This is a genomic window from Salinimicrobium profundisediminis (genome assembly GCF_026241755.1).
Lineage (GTDB): Bacteria > Bacteroidota > Bacteroidia > Flavobacteriales > Flavobacteriaceae > Salinimicrobium > Salinimicrobium profundisediminis.
In genome coordinates this window covers 26,278-47,462 of record NZ_JAPJDA010000014.1, presented here as the reverse complement: position 1 = coordinate 47,462, position 21,185 = coordinate 26,278, and the positions used below count along the sequence as shown (strand labels likewise).

Genomic DNA, 21,185 nt, shown 5'->3' with positions numbered 1-21,185 from the left:
TTTTTATTATTTAAGCAACTTATTAAATAAAACGAAAAAGGACTCAGTTCATTTACCTCCGGTCCACTGATTTTTTTTCCGGGACAACTGTTTCGGGTAAAACTACTCCTAAGTCTTCCCTATTCTAAATTTTATATAAATTTATCAAAAGAAAACCGCAAAGTCTCTCTCTCCTTTTTGAAGTTCATCTTTTGCAATCCAATTGCAAGTTTTTTTTTATTACTTTTGTGCCCAGATGAAAGTATTAGCAACCACTTTTCTATCCATCATTTTCTTGTTCCAATCTTCGGGACCAGTAATGGATTGGTGTTGTGAACTACTGAAGATACCGAATCTTATTGAACATTATAATGAACAAACAGGAGACACTGGTATTGGCTTTATTGAATTTCTGGATTACCACTACGGAGATCAGAAAAATTTGAATAGACACCAGGACGATGGACATGACGGCGAACTCCCTTTACAGGGTCATCATGTTTGTTCTCATGGATTTTCGTTTGTTAACTCAGATACTTTTGAGCTAGCTGTAATTGAACCTTTAGAGGATCAAAGTATAAGTGTTTTTTACCAGCCTCCGTTTTCTTCTGCCGCCCTAGGCGGAATTTTTCAACCTCCCCGCGTATAATTCAACTTTTGTGATAGGATAATTATATCCTTACGCCATTGACTTCTTTAATGGCCATCTCATCTATTTACGTTGAATTAAATTCTATTATTAATGATTAACAAAATTATAGCATTCTCTATAAACAACAAGTTTATAGTAGGACTGCTAACATTGGCACTTATAGGAGCCGGAATATGGTCGATGATGACCGTGAACCTGGGTTCAGTTCCTGATATTACAAATAACCAGGTACAGGTGATTACCCAATCTCCCAGCTTAGGTACTGAAGATATTGAACAGTTTGTCACTTATCCGGTCGAACTGGCAATGGGTAATCTCCCCGGGGTGACTGAATTACGATCTGTTTCCCGCTTTGGACTATCCGTGGTAACCATCGTCTTTGAAGATGACATGGGAACTTATTTGCCCCGGCAGCTGGTTCAGGAAAAATTGACAGAGCTGCAGGAAACCATTCCCGAAAACTTTGGTAGCCCAACTATGGGGCCTATTTCCACCGGGCTGGGACAGATTTATGAATATACCATCCAGCCACAACCAGATTATGAAGAGGAGTATACTCCTACGGAGCTCCGAAGTATTCAGGACTGGATTATTAAGAGACAGCTGACACTCCTTGAAGGTGTTGTAGAAGTGAATTCCTTTGGAGGATACATCAAACAGTACGAAGTAGCTATTAGTCCTGAGAAATTAAATGCGCTGGATGTAAGCATCTCCCAGGTTTACGAGGCCCTGGCCCGGAACAATGTAAATACCGGGGGAGCCTACATTGAAAGGAACAGAATGTCCAACTTCATTCGGGGAGAAGGCCTGATCCAGTCTTTAGATGACATCAGGAAAATAGTGGTTACCAATGAAAACGGGATTCCTGTTACAGTTGGAAATATTGCCGAAAAAGTGAGTTTCGGAAGTCAGGTGCGTTATGGTGCTTTTACTCAGGATGGAGAGGAAGCTGTGGGCGGTATTATTATGATGCTGAGGGGCTCAAACCCCAATGCGGTAATACAGAGGGTCCAGGAAAGGATGGCGGAGGTAGAAGAATCCTTGCCGGAAGGACTTGAAATAAGGCCCATCATTGACCAAAGCGCCCTTATTGGAAGAACAACCGATACCGTGACTAAAAACCTGTTGGAAGGTGCTTTAATCGTAATCTTTGCATTGGTATTCCTATTGGGGAGTTTGCGTGGGGGCCTCATTACAGCCACTACCATTCCGCTGTCCTTGCTCTTTGCCTTCATCCTGATGAAGCAGTTTGGGGTTTGGGCAAATTTAATGAGCCTGGGGGCCATTGACTTCGGGATAATTATTGATGGGGCGGTTATTATTATAGAAGGTGCCGTTTATGAAATCCATAAAAGGATCAAAGCCGGAAAAGTCAAATTTAATCAGGCGGTCATGGATGAGGTCGCTTACGATTCCGGAAGCACTATGATGGGGTCGGCATTTTTCGGCCAGGTTATCATCCTTATTGTGTTTACACCCATCTTGTTCCTAACAGGAGTGGAAGGCAAAATGTTCAAGCCAATGGCCTATACTTTTGGTTTTGCAATGATAGGTGCCATTATCTTGTGCCTTACCTACGTTCCTATGATGACGGCATTGTTTATGAAGCCGATTGAAAACAAGAAAAACTGGTATGGCAAGTTAGAACGCTGGCTGGAAAGAGTCAGTGATAAAATCATTGGTGGCATTCACCGTGCTTACCTTCCGCTCTTAAAAGCTTCCCTCCGCCTCAAAGCTGCGGTGATCATAGGATCTATTGTTTTATTGGGGGCTGCAGGCTATGTTTTTTCCGCGATGGGGGGAGAATTTATTCCGCAGCTGGATGAAGGGGACATTGCCATGCAAGCTTTAATCCGTCCAGGTAGTTCATTAAATGAATCTATTGAAGTCTCTAAAAAAATTGAGACCTTACTTTTGGACAACTTCCCGGAAATAGAGACAGCAACAGCCCGAATTGGGGTGGCCGATATTCCTACTGATCCCATGCCGATGGATATAGCAGATATGTACATCATACTCGAAAAAGACAGGGACAAATGGGTTTCTGCTGACACAAAAGAGGAACTCATTGAACAAATCCAGGACCTACTCAATAAAAACCTCACAGGTGTCAACCTTGTTTTTACCCAACCTATAGAGCTAAGGTTTAATGAGCTATTGGAAGGGGTAAGAGAAGATATTGCGGTAAAACTCTATGGCGAGGATTTGGAAGTTCTATCCACTAAGGTTCAGGAAATGGCAGAGATTATTCAAACTGTACCCGGAACAGGAGATGTAAATGCAGAGAGAACTTCTGGTCTCCCACAAATGACGGTACGCTACAATCGTGACAAGTTAGCACAGTACGGGCTGGAAATCGAAAAAATAAATGAATATATAAATACCGCTTTTGCAGGTGGAGTGGCAGGAGTGGTTTTTGAAGGAGAAAGACGTTTCGACCTGGTAGTGCGCTTTGATGAAGAGCACCGACAGAGTATTGAAGATATACGGACTTTATACATTGATCTGCCTAATGGTACCCAAGTCCCGATTAATGAAGTAGCTGATATCAGCTTTGTTCCCGGGCCAATGCAAATTTCCAGAGACGACACCTATCGCAGAACATACGTTGGGGTAAATGTGAGGGGCCGTGACGTAGAGTCGGTTGTGAATGATATTCAGGCAAAACTGGGTGCCGAACTGGATTTACCTCCAGGTTACTACATTTCTTATGGCGGTGAGTTTGAGAACCTTCAAAATGCCAAAGACCGCCTGATTATTGTGGTGCCTATCGCTCTCTTGCTGATATTCGTGCTGCTGTATTTTGCCCTGGGCTCATTCTCGCAGTCTATCATGATTTATATGGCCATTCCATTAGCGGCCATTGGGGGTGTTTTCGCCCTGTGGCTCCGGGACATGCCCTTTAGTATCTCTGCAGGTGTAGGCTTTATCGTGCTCTTTGGAGTGGCAGTACTTAACGGTCTGGTCCTGGTGAATCGCTTTAATTCATTAAAAGAAGAAGGCGTAACCAGTATCAAAGACCGGATTTTTATGGGTACGAAAGAACGAATCAGGCCGATCATGCTTACAGCGGTAACAGATATTTTAGGATTTATGCCAATGGCATTTTCTTCTTCGGCCGGTGCAGAGGTGCAGCGCCCTTTAGCAACCGTGGTTATTGGAGGTATGCTTACAGCTACCCTTCTCACCCTTGTGGTGTTGCCAGTCCTTTATACTTTAATAGAAAATATGAAAAACAGAAGAAATAGTAATAACAATAATGGCTTTGCACCAGCCCCTGCAATAGTGGTGGCATTGCTTTCTGTCGGAAGCCTCTTAGGATTTAGCACCCCTGCAGAGGCACAGGAAAACAGTTCTTCACAGAAAAATTCTCCGGCTCAGGCTGAAATAATTGTCCAACAGGATTCTTTGCCAGTCCTCTCGTTAGAAGAGGCCAAGGAACGGGCAATAGAGGCTTTTCCGAGAATAAGAGCTGCTGCCCTGGAGATAGAAAGTCAGCAGGCTTTAAAGAAAACGGCCTGGGACCTTGGTAATACCCAGATATTCACCGGCGCAGAAGAAATTAGCGGTGGTTCGAGTAATGCTGATCTTGGTGTCTATACACAAATTGGGGTTCAGCAACAGAATATCGACATCTTTGGTATTGCGCCACGCCTGAAGTTGCAGAAGGAAAGGGTGGCCCTGGCAGAAGAAGCCCTTGATCTTTCCATTCTTGAAGTAGAACTGGAGGTAAGTCAGGCCTGGGCGTCGGTATATGCTGCTAAAAATGAGTATGAGACCTTATACAGTCTGGATTCAGCCTTTACCGATATTGAGAGAGCTGCACAGATCAGGTTGGAAACAGAGACAATCTCGAGACTTGAATACCTGGCTACGGTAAACCAGGGCAATGAAGTTGAAATACAAAAAGAGCAGGCCTATAGGGATTATCTTGGAGCCTTGCAGCGATTCAACCTGTGGTTTGCCAGTGACACACTTTACACGGTACCTAATGTTCCTGCCGATCAGTTTGATGAGCCCATTAGCGGATTACTGCAACCCCTTGGGAACCATCCCCTGCTCAATGTGTATGAACAAAGGATAGAGGTGGCTGATGCAACCCTAAGGGAGAGGCGATCGCAGTTTCTTCCGAAATTTCAGGCGCAGTACGGCAGGCAGAAAATTGACGGCCAAACCGGCTTTTATCAATATCAGGTAGGGATCAGCATTCCTTTGTTCTTTGGACCTGAATTGGGCAGAACACAATCAGCAAAAATAAACCGCGAAATAGCTGAAGCTAATTTACAGCAGACGCAGTTTGAGCTAAAGACAGCTTATGCTGAGGCACGCGAAGAATACCTGAAGTGGCTTAATTCCTGGACATACTATCAGGAAGAAGCGCTACCCTTGGCCAGAGAACAGCGGGCAGGGGCCATCATCGCTTATCGGGAAGGAGCAATTGACTATGTGACTTTCCTGCAAAACATACGCGATGCCGTACGCATAGAAGTGAATGCCTGGCAGGCATTGGGCAGCTATCTTGATAGCCGCTCCCAACTCGAATATTATATAAATACTTCAGAATAAGATAATTAATTAATAGACAAAGATATAAAAATGAAAAAGCACATTATAAAACTGTTCACATTGCTCATTACGGTAAGCTTTCTTTCAGCCTGCAATGGCGGAGAAGGCAAAGGTACGGAAGAAGCGTCCCCTGAAGCTCAGGAAGAACATTCTGCAGAAGAAGAAGGAGGTCATGAAGAAGGAGAAGAAGGAGGAGGAATGGGTGAAGTGCATCTTTCCAGTCTCAAGTTCAACAGTTTGGAAATAAAAGTGGACACCCTGCCCACAAGGCCCATTTCCGATATAGTAGAAGCTACCGGACAACTGGAAGTCCCACCACAATATGAAGCTACAGTAACTGCTTTTATAGGAGCCAATATAACTTCTATTGAGGTCATTGAGGGGGATCAAGTAAGCAAAGGTAAGGTACTGGCATATCTATCCCATCCTAACCTCACCAGGTTACAAACCGATTATATGACAGCTTACAGCCGTTTGCAGAACCTGGAGCAAGAATTTAATCGTCAACAAAGGCTTTATGAACAAGAAGTAGGTTCAGGCAAACTTTTTCAACAGGCACAGGCCGATTATCGTGTTGTGCAGGCAGAGGTTCAAGGGTTTGAATCACAGCTCAGGCAGTTAAACCTTAATGTTGCTGGCATACGAGAAGGAAATATTGTCGAGAATGTTCCTGTAGTCAGTCCAATAAAAGGGAGCATTGAAGATGTAAGTGTGCAGGTAGGACAATATGTTGATCCCCAAACCGAGCTATTCGAAGTGATCAACGCCGAACATGTGCATGCAGATTTAATGGTCTTTGCCAAAGATGTATATAAAGTCAAGGAGGGACAAAAGGTCCTGTTACAAATGGAATCAGTGCCCGGCCAGACTTATACTGCTGAAATTTATTCTATCGGCAAGAAATTTGAACAGAATCCCAGGGCTGTCCACGTGCATGCAGAGATACAGGAAGATTCAGAAAACCTGGTACCGGGCATGTACATCAACGGCAGGATCGTTACGGGCACAGGAACAGAAGTAACAGCCTTACCGAAAGAAGCAATTATTGAGGAAGAAGACAAATCCTACATCTTTATTGCTGAAGAGCACGAGGAGGACGGGGAAACCGAGTGGTCTTTTAAGCCGGTGGAAGTGGTGACAGGAGAAGAAAATGAAGGATGGGTGGAAATTAAATTATTGCAACCTTTACCTGAAGGTGCAAAGGTGGCGTGGAACAATGCTTATTATTTGATAGCAGAAATGAAGAAGAGCCAGACTTCTCACGGTCATTAAATTAAAAACTTAAATGGATGGGCTCTCTGTATAATGTTTGTCTTAATTAGTTAACCCAGAGGGTTCATCCTTAATACAAACTATAGCGATGAAAGAAATAAAAGCATTTATAAAACCAAAAAGAGTACAAAAAGTAGTTGAAGCCCTTAGTGATAGTGGCTTTAATAGCATGACCCTTTCGCAAGGGGAAGGGACCGGTGCATTCAAAGCCAAAGGTGCCAGCCCCTCCCTTGATTTTCGCATTACAGATAGTCCCGTAGTGAAACTGGAACTGGTGTGCCAAAATGAAGAAGCACGAAAAGCAATAGACATCATAGTCGAAAATGGAAAGACAACGGATCCTGGCGACGGAATTATTTATGTTTCAGATATTGAAGATGCGTTTCAAATAAAGACGGGAAAATCCATAAAGAAATTTGATTGACGGGGAGCAACAACAATAAAATAAGTCCTGTAAAGGAAGTTCTAACTGTTTGTCTTACTAATGGGATTTCCTTTTCAGGCATAATTTACGGCGTTAATGTGAAAAACAAATTTAAAATAAAGGAACTCGAAGAATTACTGACTGCAAAAAAAGTAAGGACAACGGCCATGCGCTTGTTGGTCCTCAAAACCCTTCAAAAGCAAAAAGCCGCGATAGGTTTGCAGGATTTGGAATCGGTCTTCGAAAAGGCCGACAGGATTACCTTGTACCGCACGCTAAAAACTTTTGAGGAAAAAGGTTTGATACACAGTATAGTGGACGGGAACGGAACAACCAAATATGCATTGTGCAAAGAAGGTTGTGAGTGCGCCCCCAAAGATATGCACGTGCATTTTTATTGCCAAAACTGCCGGGAAACCTTTTGCCTGCCCAAATCAAAAGTCCCCGAAGTGCCCTTGCCGGAACACTTTGTGCCGGTGGAGACAACGTTATTGGTAAAAGGGGTTTGCGGCAAATGTTCAGGCTGAAAAATGCAATTTCATTGCAGGTTTTTAAATATATCTTTGGAATAAGCTGTTTTTGAAGATTTAAAAGAAAAATATTATGAGCGATTGTTGCGGTAGCGGTGCATGTTCAAATGGGGGGATATCCTCCAATACAACTAAAAGTGGTTTTTTACAAACCTATGGGGAGTACGGTTTGGCAATTACCGGTTTTCTCCTTTTGGCCGTGGGTATTGTCTTAAAAGAAGTTGTGGCTTCTAACTGGTTTACGGCACCTTTCCAATTTGTCCTTTTTGGACTGGCGTATCTTCCCGTGGGCGGGCCCGTATTGTGGAAAGCCATCAGGCAAATAAGGAAAGGAAATATCTTTAGCGAATTTTTCCTGATGGGCATTGCCACCATAGGCGCTTTTTTGCTGGGCGAGTATGCCGAGGGGGTGGCGGTAATGCTTTTTTATGCCGTGGGCGAATTGTTCCAGGGGGCCGCGGTAAACAAGGCAAAAAAATCCATTGAAAGTTTGTTGAAAATCCAGGCCGAGGAGGTGGCTGTAGTGGAAGCAGACGGAACCATAAAAATCGTGCACCCGTCCACGGTAGCGGTTGGCAGTATTATCCAGGTAAAACCGGGAGAGAAGGTAGCCATTGATGGAATCTTGATTTCTGAAAAGGCCACTTTCAACACTGCGGCACTTACTGGTGAACCCGCACCAGACCGTAAATACAAGGGGGAACAGGTTTTGGCCGGAATGGTGAATTTGGAAGACCTGGGCACCATAAAAGTTACCAGCCGTTTTGAGGACAGCAAGCTCTCAAAAATTTTGGAAATGGTACGGGAAGCGGCTTCCCGAAAGGCAAAAACCCAACGTTTTATCACCCGTTTTGCCAAAGTTTATACCCCCATTGTGGTTTTGCTAGCCACGGCCATTACTTTGCTTCCGTACTTTTTTGTGGAAACCTATATTTTTGGGGAATGGCTTTACCGGGCCCTGGTATTTTTGGTGATATCCTGCCCCTGTGCCCTGATGATTTCCATTCCTTTGGGATATTTTGGCGGTATTGGCGCGGCTTCCCGCAATGGCATTCTCTTTAAAGGTTCCAATTACCTGGACCAGATGCGGAAGGTGGACACCGTGGTGATGGACAAGACCGGCACCCTTACCAAAGGGATATTTGAAGTGCAGCACATCAGGACCTTTGAATTTGACCGGGAGTTGATTTTGAACCTGGTGGCAGGCCTCGAGAGCAGCTCCAACCATCCGGTAGCCAGGGCAGTGACCTCCTATTGGGTCTCTTTGGGCTATAAAACGGCCCAGGTGGAGCATGCAGAAGAGATTTCAGGCATGGGGATGAAAGGACAGGTAGAAGGGTTTAACATATTGGCTGGAAACACTAAGCTGTTAAAGAAATTCAATATTCCCTATGATCCGGAAATAGACGATTTTGTGGAAACAACGATAGTAATGGCCATCAACGAAAAGTATTGTGGTTTTATTACCATTGCCGATGAGATCAAAGAAGATGCGAAATTGGCCGTAGATGAATTGCGCCAGCTAGGGGTGAAAAACATCGTCATGCTCTCCGGCGATAAAGAGAGGGTAGTGCAGAAACTGGCCCGGGAGCTTGGGCTGGATTTGGCCATTGGAGGTTTGCTGCCCGAAGGAAAGATCAAAGAAGTCGAAAGGTTAAAAAAAGGATCGGCTATGTTGGCTTTTATTGGTGACGGGATCAATGACGCGCCTGTTATCACACTTGCCGACATTGGCATGGCCATGGGTGGTTTGGGCTCTGATGCCGCTATCGAAACCGCAGATGTGGTGGTACAAAACGACCAGCCTTCAAAAATCGCTACCGCTATAAAAATAAGCAAAGCAACAAACCGGATTGTTTGGCAAAACATAGGCCTGGCCTTTGGGGTAAAATTTTTGGTGTTGGCCCTGGGGGCTTTTGGAATGGCAAGCATGTGGGAAGCGGTATTTGCCGATGTGGGCGTTACCCTGCTGGCCATATTAAATGCCATGCGAATTCAGAAAATTGATTTCCGTACAAAGGAAACTTCTGAAACAAAAATTTTAGATAAAACTGTAGCGCCTTTCCCTAAAAGGGAAACAAAAACGGAAAAGGAGTTTGCCTAAATTGAAAGCCAAAAGTGTAGGGGGTTAGAAGGTGCGGGTTGTAAAGAACAAATACCGAAGAATAAATTGATAATGCACAATCGTTCAGCAATTGCTTAAGGGGAACAAAAAAAGTACTAAAGGTGAGGTACAAAAATATTGAACGTCCAATACCATTGAATATGATTTAATAAAATAATTGTCTGATGAACAACAAGGGGTTTTTCTTTACTGTTATTGTGGGCTTTGTGATGGGGGTATTTATTGTTCAGCCCCTTGGGATTTCCCTTTTTTTGTATGACAATCAGGGCGACCAGGGCAGTTGGTGGAATATCCTGGAAATTGTTTTTGTACAAATTGCCGGTTTCGGGGATTTTGACCAGATTTTGAAGAACCTCCTTTTTGGTTGTTTGGGCATCAGCCTGGCATTGATGTTTTACACCAGGAAAAAAATCTTTCAGCTTGACAAATTGAAGAATGAAACAGATATTATAGAAGCACTTATAGCTAAGGGCGAAACCAGTGAAGTAGAGTTTAAATCTACACTTCGCTGGGATTTACGGCAGTCAAAAATAAATAAAGCCCTGGAAGTCGTAGTGGCAAAAACCATAGCCGGCTTTATAAATTGTAAAGGTGGCAACCTGTTGATTGGCATTGATGATGAAGGCCATATTTTAGGACTTCAGGAAGATTACCAAACCTTGAAGAAGCCTGGCAGGGACGGATTTGAGCAGTATATTATGCAATTGGTCTCCGTTACATTGGGCACCCGCTTTTGTCCTTTGATAAAAGTAACTTTTCACGAATTTAAAGGAAGGGACATTTACCATTTAAACATACAATCCTCAAAAACACCGGTATTCCTCAATTACGAAGATCGGTCCCATTTTTTTATCCGTACCGGAAATGGCACACGCGAACTGGATATTCCTGAGGCATTGGCCTATATAGGAAAAGGAAAGGCATTGTACAATTAGAGAGCGAAAATTAAAAACCGATAGAAAAAATGAAAAAAACGCAAGTAAAACTGCCAATACTACTGCCGGAAATTCCCGATGAGAACGATCAATGTGTGCAGAGGCTAATGGATCACCTGCAAAACAGGGAAGGTATTGAAAAGGTACATATTGCTTCTGAAAAAGAGGATGATACCCCTCAGCTTTGTTTTCATTACGATCCCGACATTATTTCCATTGCCCATATTAGAAAACTCGCAAAACAGGCAGGGGCATCATTGACCAATGAATTTGGACATAGCCTGCTCGAGGTTGAGGGAATTCGACATGCAAGACATGCAAGGAAAATCGAAAAAGGGTTAAGAGGATTAGAGGAGATAATGGAAGCCTCGGTATCCGAATCGGGAATCGTAAGGCTGGAATTTATAAAGGCTAAAACCGATGAAAAAGATTTTAATCAAATCCTGAGGAACGAAGGCCTGAAAATCAAAACCGCCAAAAAGAATGAAAAAATGCCTCCTGAAACGGCTGAAACCCATAAACATTCCCACGAGGAGGCAGAGCTTAAAGATGAAGGCCACGCCCATGACCACGGGGGTATTTTAGGAAAAAATACTGAGATGTACTTTTCCATTATTTGCGGGGTTTTATTGGGCACCGGTTTTGGCCTTTCCTACCTGGAAACTGTGCCGGAATGGGTAAGTCTGGCCTTGTACATAGGCGCCTATTTCTTTGGGGGCTATTACACGGCAAAAGAAGCCATTGAAACGGTTGCCAAAGGAGGTTTCGAAATTGATTTCCTTATGCTGGTCGCGGCAATTGGGGCAGCCGTTCTGGGAGAATGGGCAGAAGGGGCTTTGCTCCTCTTCCTTTTTAGCCTGGGCCATGCGCTCGAAAATTACGCCATGAACAAGGCTAGAAAATCCATTGCAGCCCTGGCAGACCTTGCCCCTAAAACTGCCCTAATAAAACGAGATGGAAAGACGCAGGAAGTAAAAATTGAAGAGCTTCAGGTAGGTGATATTGTTGTAGTGAGATCCAACACCAAAATTTCTGCCGATGGTGTTGTTGTTAATGGCAATAGTAGTGTGAACCAGGCACCCATCACCGGCGAGAGCGTCCCTGTGGATAAGTCCCCCGTACCCGATCCTGACAAAGATTATTCAAAAGAAAGCGAAATAAAAGATGAACACCGTGTATTTGCGGGAACCATCAACGGCAATAGTACCCTGGAAGTAAAGGTGATAAAAACCTCTCAGGATTCTACACTGTCAAGACTGGTGACATTGGTGAATGAAGCCCAGACACAGAAATCACCTACCCAATTATTGACTGATAAGTTTGAAAAATATTTTGTGCCATCGGTTTTGGCCCTGGTGGTTTTGCTGAATTTCGCCTTCCTTGTCCTCGATGAACCCTTTAGCGAGAGTTTCTATAGGGCAATGGCGGTTTTAGTGGCTGCCAGTCCCTGTGCCCTGGCCATTTCCACACCCAGTGCTGTACTTAGCGGAGTAGCCCGCGCAGCCAGGGGTGGGGTTCTGATAAAGGGGGGGCGGCCCCTGGAAGATCTTGGCGTGCTCACCGCTATTGCTTTTGACAAAACCGGTACCCTTACTGAAGGCAAACCAAAGCTCACCAAAGTTATCACATTAACGGACGTAAGTGAAGAGGAACTGCTAAAAACAGCTGTAGCTGTAGAGGCTTTAAGCGACCACCCCCTTGCAAAAGCAGTGGTACGGGACGGAAAAGAACGCTTGGGAAACATACAATTTCCGGAAGCAAGTAATATGGAAGCTGTTTTAGGAAAAGGCATAAAAGCCAGCCTCGGGGAAGATAAGGTGTATATGGGGAATTTGGAGCTCTTTGAAGCGCTCGATGATCAAAAGCCTTCAGAAGAAACCGTAGAAAAAGTAAGGGAACAGGAAGCCGCAGGGAACACGACAATGTTGATACGCAGGAATGAGGAGTATATTGGAATTATTTCCCTTATGGACACTCCTCGGGAAGAAGCTAAAGCAACCTTGGAGGAGCTTAAAAAAATCGGTATTAAACGTATGATCATGCTCACCGGGGATAACCAAAAAGTGGCTGATGCGGTGGCCAAAGAAATTGGCCTTACCGATGCCTGGGGAAGCCTGCTTCCCGAGGAAAAGGTAGATGCTATTAAAAAATTAAAGAAACAGGAGGACAAAGTAGCCATGGTGGGCGATGGAGTGAATGATGCTCCCGCTATGGCACATAGTACCGTGGGTATTGCAATGGGGGCAGCAGGATCTGATGTAGCTCTGGAAACCGCCGATATAGCCCTGATGGCCGATAAACTGGAAACGCTGCCCTTTGCAATAGGTTTGAGCCGGAAAGCCAAAAGCATCATCAAACAAAACCTTTGGGTAAGCCTGGGGATTGTAGCTTTATTAATTCCGGCCACTATCTTCGGGTTTGCCAACATTGGTATAGCAGTACTGGTTCACGAAGGTTCTACATTATTGGTAGTGGGCAATGCTTTGAGATTATTAGCTTATAACAATAAGAAAACTGCCTTTCCCGGAGGCCGTATAAAACAAATTCATGAATTAAAACAAGAAAATAATGTCAGAATTTAAAGTTAAACTAGAATGGAAATCCGATTCCGAGGATTTCTCCTATAAGAATTATACACGTACCCATCAATGGATCTTTGGAGGAGGCTCGCAAATTACTGCATCTGCAGCTCCAGAGTATTTGGGGAAAGCTGAATTTGTCAATCCTGAAGAAGCCTTCGCTGCTTCCCTCTCCAGCTGCCACTTATTGACTTTTCTGGCTATTGCCTCCTTTAAAAAGTATATTATAAAGAGTTACAAAGATGAAACCGTTGCTGTGGTTGAGAAAAACAAGGATGGTAAACAGGCTGTGACCAGGGTTTTTTTACGGCCCAAAGTAGAATTCTCGGGGGAACATATACCTGATGAAGAAGAAATGAAAAAAATGCACCATAAAGCACATGCTGAGTGTTTTATCTCTAACTCTGTAATAACAGAGATTGTGTTGGAACCTGTTTTATAATTTTCTTCAGGTAGATTTAGTGTGTAAGGGTTTTAGTTTGAATTTTGAACTAGCCGATAAAATATAGTTGATATGAAAAATCTCATGGTTGCCCCTTCCATTCTTTCGACAGATTTTGCCCACCTGGGCAAAACCCTCGAAACTATTAATAGAAGTGAAGCAGACTGGCTGCATGTGGATGTAATGGACGGTATGTTTGTTCCCAATATCTCCTTCGGAACCCCTGTTTTACAAGCTATTCATAAGCACAACAAGAAACCGGTCGAGTTGCACTTAATGATTGCTCAACCTGAAAGGTATTTGGAAGTTTTTTCTAAATATGGGGAGCAAATTACGGTGCACGCCGAGGCCTGCCTTCATTTGCACAGCGTGGTGCAACAAATAAAAAACCTAGGTTGTAAAGCAGGGGTAGCTTTAAATCCGCATACCTCTTTAGGAAGCCTGGAATACGTCATCAAAGATTTAGATACAGTTTGCCTAATGGCTGTAAATCCGGGTTTTGGCGGACAAGATTTTATTCCCGATACACTGGAAAAAATAAAGGAATTAAAGCAATTGATACAAAGAAAAGATGCAAAGGCCTTTATTGAAGTAGATGGAGGGGTTAACAGGAATAACGTGAAGGAAATTTTGAATTCAGGAGCTGATGCTGTTATAGCAGGAAGTAGTATTTTCAATTCCAATGATCCCCTTAGGGCAATTCAGGAGCTTAGAAACCCCCTAATAAGGTAACTAATGTTGTAAAAAGGAATAAATTAAATAATAATTAAAAGAGGAGTTATGCTACAAATATTGGGACAAACAGAAGGGAATTTAATAGCCACAAGGGCAACAGGAAATTTGACTGAAGCCGATTACGATAAGCTATTGCCCCTGCTGAACAACATAGTGGAGAAACATAAAAAAATTCGCTGGTATTTTGAAATGGAGGGTTTTGAAGGATGGAAACCAAAAGCCTTTTGGGAAGATTTGAAATTCGATGTCCAACATGCCAACAAATTTGAAAAAGTGGCCATGGTAGGGGATGAAAAATGGGAAGATTGGATGACGGATTTGATGAAACCTTTTACCTCTGCCGAAGTAAAATTTTTTGAAATAAACCATGCAAGCGAAGGACAAAAATGGATAGAGAAGTAAAAAAGGAATCTACCCCTATAAGCTACATGAAGGAAACTGGCCGAAAATTCCTTGACCGGGAAACCGCAGGCGGCCTTCTGCTCATTTTTGCTACTTTGGTCGCTTTGGTATTGGCCAATACCGGTGTGGCCGATATATACCACCATTACCTGACTGATGAAATTGTTATAGGGGCATCGGAGCACCTGGAAATTTCCCTTTCGGTGGAAGAATGGATCAACGACGGCCTGATGGTAATCTTCTTTCTGGTGGCCGGTCTCGAATTGAAAAGAGAAGTAATGGTAGGAGAGTTGTCTAATTTCAAAAAAGCTTCCATGCCTATATTTGCTGCCCTGGGTGGCATGCTCGTACCGGCTTTACTTTTTTTCCTATTCAACCTTAACATGCCTACAGCCAAAGGCTGGGGTATTCCCATGGCTACCGATATTGCCTATTCCCTTGGAATACTGGGTCTCTTAGGAAAGCGGGTGCCTGTGCAGTTAAAGATATTTCTGGTAGCTTTGGCCATTGCCGATGATATCGGTGCGATTCTGGTCATTGCCATTTTTTACAGCAGTCAAATAGCCTGGATGAACCTGCTGATTGCAGGAGGGGCTCTGCTAATACTGGCCATATTGAACAAGACAGGGATAAAACACCTGTCTTTGTATATTTTACTGGGAATTGTATTATGGCTGGCTTTCCTTGACTCCGGAATACATCCCACCCTGGCCGGGGTGCTGTTTTCCCTTACCATTCCCATTAAACCGAAATTAGAAAGTGGGGATTTTCAACAACGGACAAAGTCCCATGTGCAGGAGTTGGAAAAAATTGACCTGGTAAACACCCATCTGCTCACTGATAAGAAGCAACAGAATATTCTGGAAACAATTCGAAATGACACGAAGCACACCCACCCTCCCCTGCTGCGGCTGGAAAATGCGCTTACCGGTTTCAATGCCTTCTTTATCATTCCGGTCTTTGCGTTGGCCAATGCAGGAGTAGAACTCAGTCTTGGAATTTCAGAAGTACTATCAAGTCCTTTGGGTCTCGGAATTTTAACAGGATTGGTGCTGGGGAAAGTATGCGGCATTACCGCCTTCTCCTATTTAGGTGCTAAACTGGGCTTTGCCCGCCTGCCGGTAGGCCTCCGCTGGAAACATATTGTAGGAGTCGGGCTGATAGCCGGTATCGGGTTCACCATGTCCCTGTTTATCACGAACCTGGCATTTGCAGATGAAAACCTTGTTCAGGTAGCGAAAATAAGTATCCTGCTTGCTTCACTTGTAGCAGCCATAGCCGGTGTGCTTGTGCTTAGTCTGGGGAAGACCCGGAGCGCTAAGCAACAAGAGCTGGGAGAAGTTTTTTAAGGTTTTTTGTGAAAGCCAGAGCATTGTCAAAACAAAAACCGGAAGGAGTTGGTCATTTTAAGAACTTTAAAAGGAACTAAAATGCAACTAATATTAACATTGAGTCCTATGGGAACTGCTCTAGTTGGAGAGGCTAAGTATATGTCACAGTAATTTTGAAGATTTTACTGTGGTAGACAAATTAGAAGTATTTTTAAGTAAAATATTAAAAATTATGATAAACCTTTTAAATTCAGATAGAGACAACCTTATAGCCGTGGAAGTGAGCGGTAAGGTTTCAAAAGAGGAAGTGGAAAATTTGCATCCGCTTATCGATAAAATTATTGCTAAAAACAATAAAGTGGATTTTTATTTTGAACTGCACGATTTCTACGGTTACGATTTGGAAGGATTGTGGGCAGATCTAAAAATAGATGCTGCACATATTTCCGACTACGGAAATATGGCTATTGTTGGAGATAAAATATGGCAGGAAAAGACTACAAAGGTTTTAAATTTCTTTTCAGGCTCTCAAATAAAATACTTTGATTTAAACGAAAAGGATACGGCCAAAGCCTGGATTGGTTTAGTAAAGGCGTAGTCTTCAGCAAAAATCCTTCTTGAGATAGAAAACTGTCAACAAACAGGAAAAAATTGTTCAACAAAAATAACTCATTATGGAATGGCTATTTGAAGATTTTAAAACAGATTTGGAATCCCTGAACCCGCCAGTCAGGGAAAAAGCTCTTGAAATAGCTAACGAGCTTGTGAAAGAGGAAAAGTATACAAAAAAAGAAGCGATAACCGAAGCCATTAAACAGGCGGAAGAATGGTTTTATGATCTGGAAGGATGAAATCTAAGGCATAAGCCAATAACTTTCCTGTGAACCCTATCAGAAAGTATTGGTCAAAGTGGAATGTAATCGCTGTTTCCTAAAAAGTAGACCTAATCTTTGGGTTGTTGTGAACAATATTAAAACTTAAATTTCAAAAAATGGAAAAATTTGATGTAACTATTATAGGATCTGGCCCGGGCGGAAAATTTGAAAACGTGTTCAATTAAAATTTTCCGTGGGCTTTCCCCGGAGAATTTTGCCATTTGAAGAACAAACATTAGACAAACGATTCTGATAGGGAACAAAGAATGGCAGGGATGGTGAAAAACCTGACGGAGCCGCTTTTTACCCCTGGGATCTGCTTCTTTAAATCACCTATGAGAATAAAGTCCATAGGTGGCTCAGAAGCTAAGCTTACAGAATTTAAACATAAAATAAAATTATGGCAGACAAGGAAAGAAAAAAATATTTAAGAAAAGCAGAGACAGTTCAAAAGTACAATGTGTTTTATGATACCATTGAAGTAGGTGTGTCCTTAACGGCTGGATTTACGTCCGGTAGTGCAGCCTTGATTGGCTGGGGGCTCGACAGTGTTATTGAAGTTATTTCGGCAAGTACCCTCTGGTGGAGGTTACATGGTGAAATTCATGATATTAGTGATAAACGGGTAAAGAAAAGAGAAAAAATCACCCTCTACGTAATTGCTACTTCTTTTTTAATTGTTAGTACTTTTATTACCTACGACTCTATAACAAAGTTACTCAACAAAGAAACTCCTTCCTGGAGTACTTTGGGATTAATAATTTTATTGGTTTCACTCGTGGTTAACCCTATCCTGATTTGGTACAAATTCAGGTACGGTAAAAAGCTGGACAGCCAGGAATTAATAGCCGACTCCAAAGATACCTTTGTGTGTTTGTATCAAACCATTGCTGTATTGGGAGGTTTACTGGCGGTTCAGTATCTAGATTGGTGGTGGGCCGATCCGGTGGCTGCTCTTCTGATTGTTCCTTATGCCCTTAAAGAAGGATGGGAGGCTTTACAAAATGGAAGAAAGGTTGAATATTAAGGATTAAATAATGGATCTCCACTCTTTCATTAATTAATTATAATGCGGAAAAGTGCTCCACGATTATTTTTTTCTAATTTATAGGAGTGAAGCTTTCAGTAACTTTTGATAGCAAAAAAATAAAACAATGAAAGGAGCAGAACAATTTGAGGAATTTCACCAGCGGCTTAGTGTTCTTGATGAAGAAGTGCGGGAAGCAGTCTTAAACTATGCTGTCTCTTTCTACCAAGACAGAAATTGCACTAAAGAGGAAGCATTGGAAATGGGAATTGCAAAAGCTGAATTAGAGAAAAGGAATCTATAAAACGAGAAAACGTTGACGAATGTTCAAAATATTGGAAGAAGCCTTGTTCTTAAGGAGAGGAAGCCTTTGCGATAAAAGAAACGGGCATAAAAACATTTGTTTTTCCAGGCAATTTTCTTTACTAGCAAAAGTAACATCAAAAATGCCGTTGGTGTTTAGTTTTGACATTTTAAGTAAAATGCTATTGGAGGATTTAAATTAACCTTAAACATATCAGTGACATTTAAACAATCCTTGAGTGGGTAAAAAGCGTAAAACAGATAATATTTTACTGAAGTTTTTTTACCTCGACAGATTTTGATTTCCTGATTATTTAAAAGAATTAGCATTTAAATGAATTTAAAAAGTTAAAGTATGGCTGAACTAAAAAAATCATTAGGAACTTTAAGGCTCACCTTTTATGGTGTGGGCACGATTGTAGGCGCAGGAATTTATACTGTTATTGGTGCCGCAGCCGGGCAGGCGGGTTATGACCTTTGGCTCAGTTTTATTTTGGCCGCAGTTGCCGCAAGTTTCTCTGCGGTATCTTATGCGGAACTATCCTCAACTTTTCCCAATGCAGGTGCCGAATTCATCTTTTTAAAAAAAGCTTTTCCTAAGATCCACATCCCCTCGTTTCTTACCGGCTGGACCATTGCTTTTCATAGTTCTGCTACCATTGCAGCAGTATTACTGGCTTTTTCGGGATATCTTAATGTGTTCTTTCAATTTCCTTCATTGTTGATTAGCTACGGGGCTTTAATTTTACTTGCTTTAATCAGCATCACAGGAATAAAGAAATCCTCTACCGCCAATATTTTTATGGTGAGTATTCAATTACTCGGGCTGTTGATTCTAATAGTAGTAGGACTAACAAGCACAGGTGCACCGGAAAAAGAGTTTTTTCAAATTGAATCCTTTGAAAATACCCTGGCAGCAACCGCCACACTCTTTTTTATTTATACCGGTTTTGAGCATATGGCGGCTTTGGGCTCGGAAGTAAAAAATCCCGGAAAGACAATCCCCAGGGCTTTTTTATTGACAATGCTCATTACTACAATTATTTATTTGTTTATTTCTTTTACGGTTTTGAACATCAGCAATCCCTCTAAATTGGCCAATGAGGACTCCCCCCTTTCAGTTGCTGCATCGAATTTGAATTCCTGGCTCCCTGTTGTATTGGCGGTTGCTGCACTGTTTGCAACTGCCAATGCTGCCTTTAGTGGAATTATCTCTATAAGCAGGTTATTGTTTGGGATGGCAAAAACCGGCGAACTTCCGACATTTATAGAAAAAACCAACAAGCAAAAAGTGCCCTGGGCGGCAACATTGATTGTTCTTGTGGCAGTTGGCGCTTTCCTCCTCCTTGGAGACATAAAAACAGTGGCAGGAATGTCTTCTTTAGGAGCTTTACTAGTCTTTATAGCAGTCAATATTGCACTTATAGTTTTGAGGTATAAGGCCCCCGAGCAGGAAAGACCGTTTAAAGTACCATTATCCCTTGGTAAATTGCCTGTTTTGCCCATTTTGGCCATTTTAATAAGTGCAAGTCTGACAATCCAGTATCAATGGCAGGTATATGCTGCTTTTGGGGGGGCTATAGTAGTGGGTGTTGTACTACATTATTTTTTGGACAGGAAACCCAAAAAAGAATTAAAACCGGAGGAAGAGAAGGAGCTGTTCGGCCATTAAAACTTCTAAAGCGAATTACTATGGTGTGGACATTGGGAGATTTTCAAACTGAATTTGGAATCCAAAAATAAAGAAGAAGGCACTCGAAATTACCAGTCAACTAATAAAAAACGGAAATTTTTCAGAAAAGGTATACGGGTGAAGCTATAAAAGGAGCTGCAGAACGGTTTTATGATTTAGCAAAATGAAAACAAGAACACAAGAAGGTAACAAAATGACCCTTGATTAATAAAGAATGAAAGATCAAAAACAAAAAGATTATTTGAAAAACAGCGAGAAAAGTACAGAATATCAATGTTGTTTCCATTTCGGTAGAGACAGTAGTATCTTTAGGAGTGAGTTTTTGAAAATAATTTTGTGGTACTAAATAGAATTTAAATGAAAAGATCAAATTTTACCATTCAGAAAATGGATTGTCCTTCTGAAGAGCAAATGATCCGGATGAAATTAGAGGCTTACCCTCAAGTAAAATACCTCGATTTTGATATACCCAATAGAAAATTGCAAGTGTATCATTTGGATGGCATTGAGGATATACAAACATCAATAGCCAGTTTAAAGCTTGGGGATACACTTCAGGGAACCGAAGAAGCCGAGCCTCCCGTATGGGAAGACCAATCTAAACAAAAAAATATTCTTTGGTGGGTCCTGGGAATCAATTTTGGTTTTTTCATTATCGAAATGACCACGGGGTGGATTTCGTCTTCTATGGGTCTTATTGCAGATTCCCTGGATATGCTGGCAGACTCCATAGTGTACGCACTAAGTCTGTTCGCGGTTGGTGGTGCTATTTCAAGAAAGAAGAAAGTGGCAAAGTTTAGCGGGTACTTCCAAATGGCACTGGCGACATTTGGATTTATGGAAATTTTAAGAAGATTCTTTAGTGAAAGTGAAATACCAATGTTTCAATGGATGATCATTGTTTCCATTTTTGCCTTACTGGGCAATCTTATTTCGCTTTGGTTGATCAACCAAGCCAAAAGTAAGGAAGCGCATATGCAGGCGAGCGCGATTTTTACTTCTAACGATATTATTGTAAATGGCGGGGTAATCCTGGCCGGTGTGCTGGTATATTTTCTCGATAGTAAATGGCCCGATTTGGTGATTGGTGGAATCGTGTTCACTTTTGTAATGCGCGGTGCCCTTAGAATTTTAAAAATATCCAAGTGACGGGGCAAGATGTATTTGAGATTATAAGAAGAGACTTAAAATACTCTTTGAACATGTAAGATTATCTGCCAAACAATATACCGATATATTCACAGATAAAAACCCATGATAGAATAGGTATTTTCCAAAGAACGCATATTGTGAAGAAACTATGAATTAAAATTGA

The 21,185-nt window shown here is 42.2% G+C and carries 18 protein-coding genes; all 18 read left to right on the top strand.

The genetic code is table 11. The features are described 5' to 3' along the window. Window positions 1-235 precede the first annotated feature (235 nt). The 18 genes from OQ279_RS09800 (at window position 236) to OQ279_RS09715 (ending at window position 21,019) form a co-directional block, all read left to right on the top strand. Complete coding sequence (locus OQ279_RS09800) at window positions 236-628, top strand: hypothetical protein (RefSeq protein WP_266069680.1); 393 nt, start codon at window positions 236-238, stop codon at window positions 626-628. A gap of 93 nt (window positions 629-721) precedes the next feature. Further along, window positions 722-5,197 carry a CusA/CzcA family heavy metal efflux RND transporter gene (locus OQ279_RS09795; RefSeq protein ID WP_168025989.1) on the top strand — a complete coding sequence of 1,492 codons (4,476 nt, stop codon included), beginning with the start codon at window positions 722-724 and terminating at the stop codon, window positions 5,195-5,197. A 30-nt stretch (window positions 5,198-5,227) separates the two neighbouring features. Beyond that, on the top strand, window positions 5,228-6,469 hold the full coding sequence (locus OQ279_RS09790; protein ID WP_168025988.1) for an efflux RND transporter periplasmic adaptor subunit: 1,242 nt from the start codon (window positions 5,228-5,230) through the stop codon (window positions 6,467-6,469). An 88-nt stretch (window positions 6,470-6,557) separates the two neighbouring features. Then, window positions 6,558-6,893, top strand: coding sequence for a P-II family nitrogen regulator (locus tag OQ279_RS09785; protein ID WP_168025987.1), 336 nt, complete (start codon window positions 6,558-6,560; stop codon window positions 6,891-6,893). Between the two features lie 98 nt (window positions 6,894-6,991). Further along, entirely contained in the window at window positions 6,992-7,420 is a 429-nt protein-coding gene (locus OQ279_RS09780; protein ID WP_311686760.1) for a Fur family transcriptional regulator, read from the top strand. A 76-nt stretch (window positions 7,421-7,496) separates the two neighbouring features. After that, entirely contained in the window at window positions 7,497-9,527 is a 2,031-nt protein-coding gene (locus OQ279_RS09775; RefSeq protein ID WP_266069679.1) for a heavy metal translocating P-type ATPase, read from the top strand. 185 nt (window positions 9,528-9,712) lie between these two features. Next, entirely contained in the window at window positions 9,713-10,483 is a 771-nt protein-coding gene (locus tag OQ279_RS09770) for an AlbA family DNA-binding domain-containing protein (protein WP_266069678.1), read from the top strand. Between the two features lie 29 nt (window positions 10,484-10,512). Then, entirely contained in the window at window positions 10,513-13,065 is a 2,553-nt protein-coding gene (locus tag OQ279_RS09765; protein ID WP_266069677.1) for a heavy metal translocating P-type ATPase, read from the top strand. Beyond that, window positions 13,052-13,504, top strand: a complete 453-nt coding sequence (locus OQ279_RS09760) for an OsmC family protein (protein WP_168025984.1) — start codon at window positions 13,052-13,054, stop codon at window positions 13,502-13,504. The genes OQ279_RS09765 and OQ279_RS09760 overlap by 14 nt, the downstream gene beginning before the upstream one ends. A 72-nt stretch (window positions 13,505-13,576) precedes the next feature. Next, on the top strand, window positions 13,577-14,236 hold the full coding sequence (rpe, locus tag OQ279_RS09755) for a ribulose-phosphate 3-epimerase (RefSeq protein WP_168025983.1): 660 nt from the start codon (window positions 13,577-13,579) through the stop codon (window positions 14,234-14,236). Between the two features lie 48 nt (window positions 14,237-14,284). Beyond that, the gene (locus OQ279_RS09750) at window positions 14,285-14,641 is read left to right on the top strand and encodes a SpoIIAA family protein (RefSeq protein WP_168025982.1); all 357 of its coding nucleotides are present in this window, start codon (window positions 14,285-14,287) and stop codon (window positions 14,639-14,641) included. Further along, a complete protein-coding gene (gene nhaA / locus OQ279_RS09745; protein ID WP_168025981.1) occupies window positions 14,626-15,990 on the top strand; it encodes a Na+/H+ antiporter NhaA in 1,365 nt (454 codons plus the stop codon). Before OQ279_RS09750 ends, nhaA begins: the two co-directional genes overlap by 16 nt. 214 nt (window positions 15,991-16,204) lie before the next feature. Further along, window positions 16,205-16,570 carry a SpoIIAA family protein gene (locus tag OQ279_RS09740; RefSeq protein ID WP_168026017.1) on the top strand — a complete coding sequence of 122 codons (366 nt, stop codon included), beginning with the start codon at window positions 16,205-16,207 and terminating at the stop codon, window positions 16,568-16,570. A 76-nt stretch (window positions 16,571-16,646) separates the two neighbouring features. Beyond that, window positions 16,647-16,823, top strand: a complete 177-nt coding sequence (locus OQ279_RS09735) for a hypothetical protein (RefSeq protein WP_168025980.1) — start codon at window positions 16,647-16,649, stop codon at window positions 16,821-16,823. 424 nt (window positions 16,824-17,247) lie between these two features. Further along, the gene (locus tag OQ279_RS09730) at window positions 17,248-17,874 is read left to right on the top strand and encodes a cation diffusion facilitator family transporter (protein ID WP_168025979.1); all 627 of its coding nucleotides are present in this window, start codon (window positions 17,248-17,250) and stop codon (window positions 17,872-17,874) included. 127 nt (window positions 17,875-18,001) lie between these two features. Then, a complete protein-coding gene (locus tag OQ279_RS09725; protein ID WP_168025978.1) occupies window positions 18,002-18,178 on the top strand; it encodes a hypothetical protein in 177 nt (58 codons plus the stop codon). Window positions 18,179-18,532: 354 nt separating this feature from the next. After that, on the top strand, window positions 18,533-19,849 hold the full coding sequence (locus OQ279_RS09720) for an APC family permease (RefSeq protein WP_168025977.1): 1,317 nt from the start codon (window positions 18,533-18,535) through the stop codon (window positions 19,847-19,849). A 378-nt stretch (window positions 19,850-20,227) separates the two neighbouring features. Continuing rightward, window positions 20,228-21,019 (top strand): cation efflux transmembrane domain-containing protein, encoded by a 792-nt coding sequence (locus tag OQ279_RS09715; RefSeq protein ID WP_209309364.1) that lies wholly within the window; start codon window positions 20,228-20,230, stop codon window positions 21,017-21,019. Window positions 21,020-21,185 lie beyond the last annotated feature (166 nt).

Bases quoted from the DNA above. Each gene is read 5' to 3' on its own strand.
- OQ279_RS09775 (WP_266069679.1), top strand. From the start codon at position 7,497: ATGAGCGATTGTTGCGGTAGCGGTGCATGTTCAAATGGGGGGATATCC.
- OQ279_RS09715 (WP_209309364.1), top strand. From the start codon at position 20,228: ATGAAAAGATCAAATTTTACCATTCAGAAAATGGATTGTCCTTCTGAA.
- rpe (WP_168025983.1), top strand. From the start codon at position 13,577: ATGAAAAATCTCATGGTTGCCCCTTCCATTCTTTCGACAGATTTTGCC.
- OQ279_RS09725 (WP_168025978.1), top strand. From the start codon at position 18,002: ATGAAAGGAGCAGAACAATTTGAGGAATTTCACCAGCGGCTTAGTGTT.
- OQ279_RS09750 (WP_168025982.1), top strand. From the start codon at position 14,285: ATGCTACAAATATTGGGACAAACAGAAGGGAATTTAATAGCCACAAGG.
- OQ279_RS09795 (WP_168025989.1), top strand. From the start codon at position 722: ATGATTAACAAAATTATAGCATTCTCTATAAACAACAAGTTTATAGTA.
- OQ279_RS09730 (WP_168025979.1), top strand. From the start codon at position 17,248: ATGGCAGACAAGGAAAGAAAAAAATATTTAAGAAAAGCAGAGACAGTT.
- OQ279_RS09720 (WP_168025977.1), top strand. From the start codon at position 18,533: ATGGCTGAACTAAAAAAATCATTAGGAACTTTAAGGCTCACCTTTTAT.
- OQ279_RS09790 (WP_168025988.1), top strand. From the start codon at position 5,228: ATGAAAAAGCACATTATAAAACTGTTCACATTGCTCATTACGGTAAGC.
- OQ279_RS09765 (WP_266069677.1), top strand. From the start codon at position 10,513: ATGAAAAAAACGCAAGTAAAACTGCCAATACTACTGCCGGAAATTCCC.
- nhaA (WP_168025981.1), top strand. From the start codon at position 14,626: ATGGATAGAGAAGTAAAAAAGGAATCTACCCCTATAAGCTACATGAAG.
- OQ279_RS09770 (WP_266069678.1), top strand. From the start codon at position 9,713: ATGAACAACAAGGGGTTTTTCTTTACTGTTATTGTGGGCTTTGTGATG.
- OQ279_RS09760 (WP_168025984.1), top strand. From the start codon at position 13,052: ATGTCAGAATTTAAAGTTAAACTAGAATGGAAATCCGATTCCGAGGAT.
- OQ279_RS09800 (WP_266069680.1), top strand. From the start codon at position 236: ATGAAAGTATTAGCAACCACTTTTCTATCCATCATTTTCTTGTTCCAA.
- OQ279_RS09740 (WP_168026017.1), top strand. From the start codon at position 16,205: ATGATAAACCTTTTAAATTCAGATAGAGACAACCTTATAGCCGTGGAA.
- OQ279_RS09785 (WP_168025987.1), top strand. From the start codon at position 6,558: ATGAAAGAAATAAAAGCATTTATAAAACCAAAAAGAGTACAAAAAGTA.
- OQ279_RS09735 (WP_168025980.1), top strand. From the start codon at position 16,647: ATGGAATGGCTATTTGAAGATTTTAAAACAGATTTGGAATCCCTGAAC.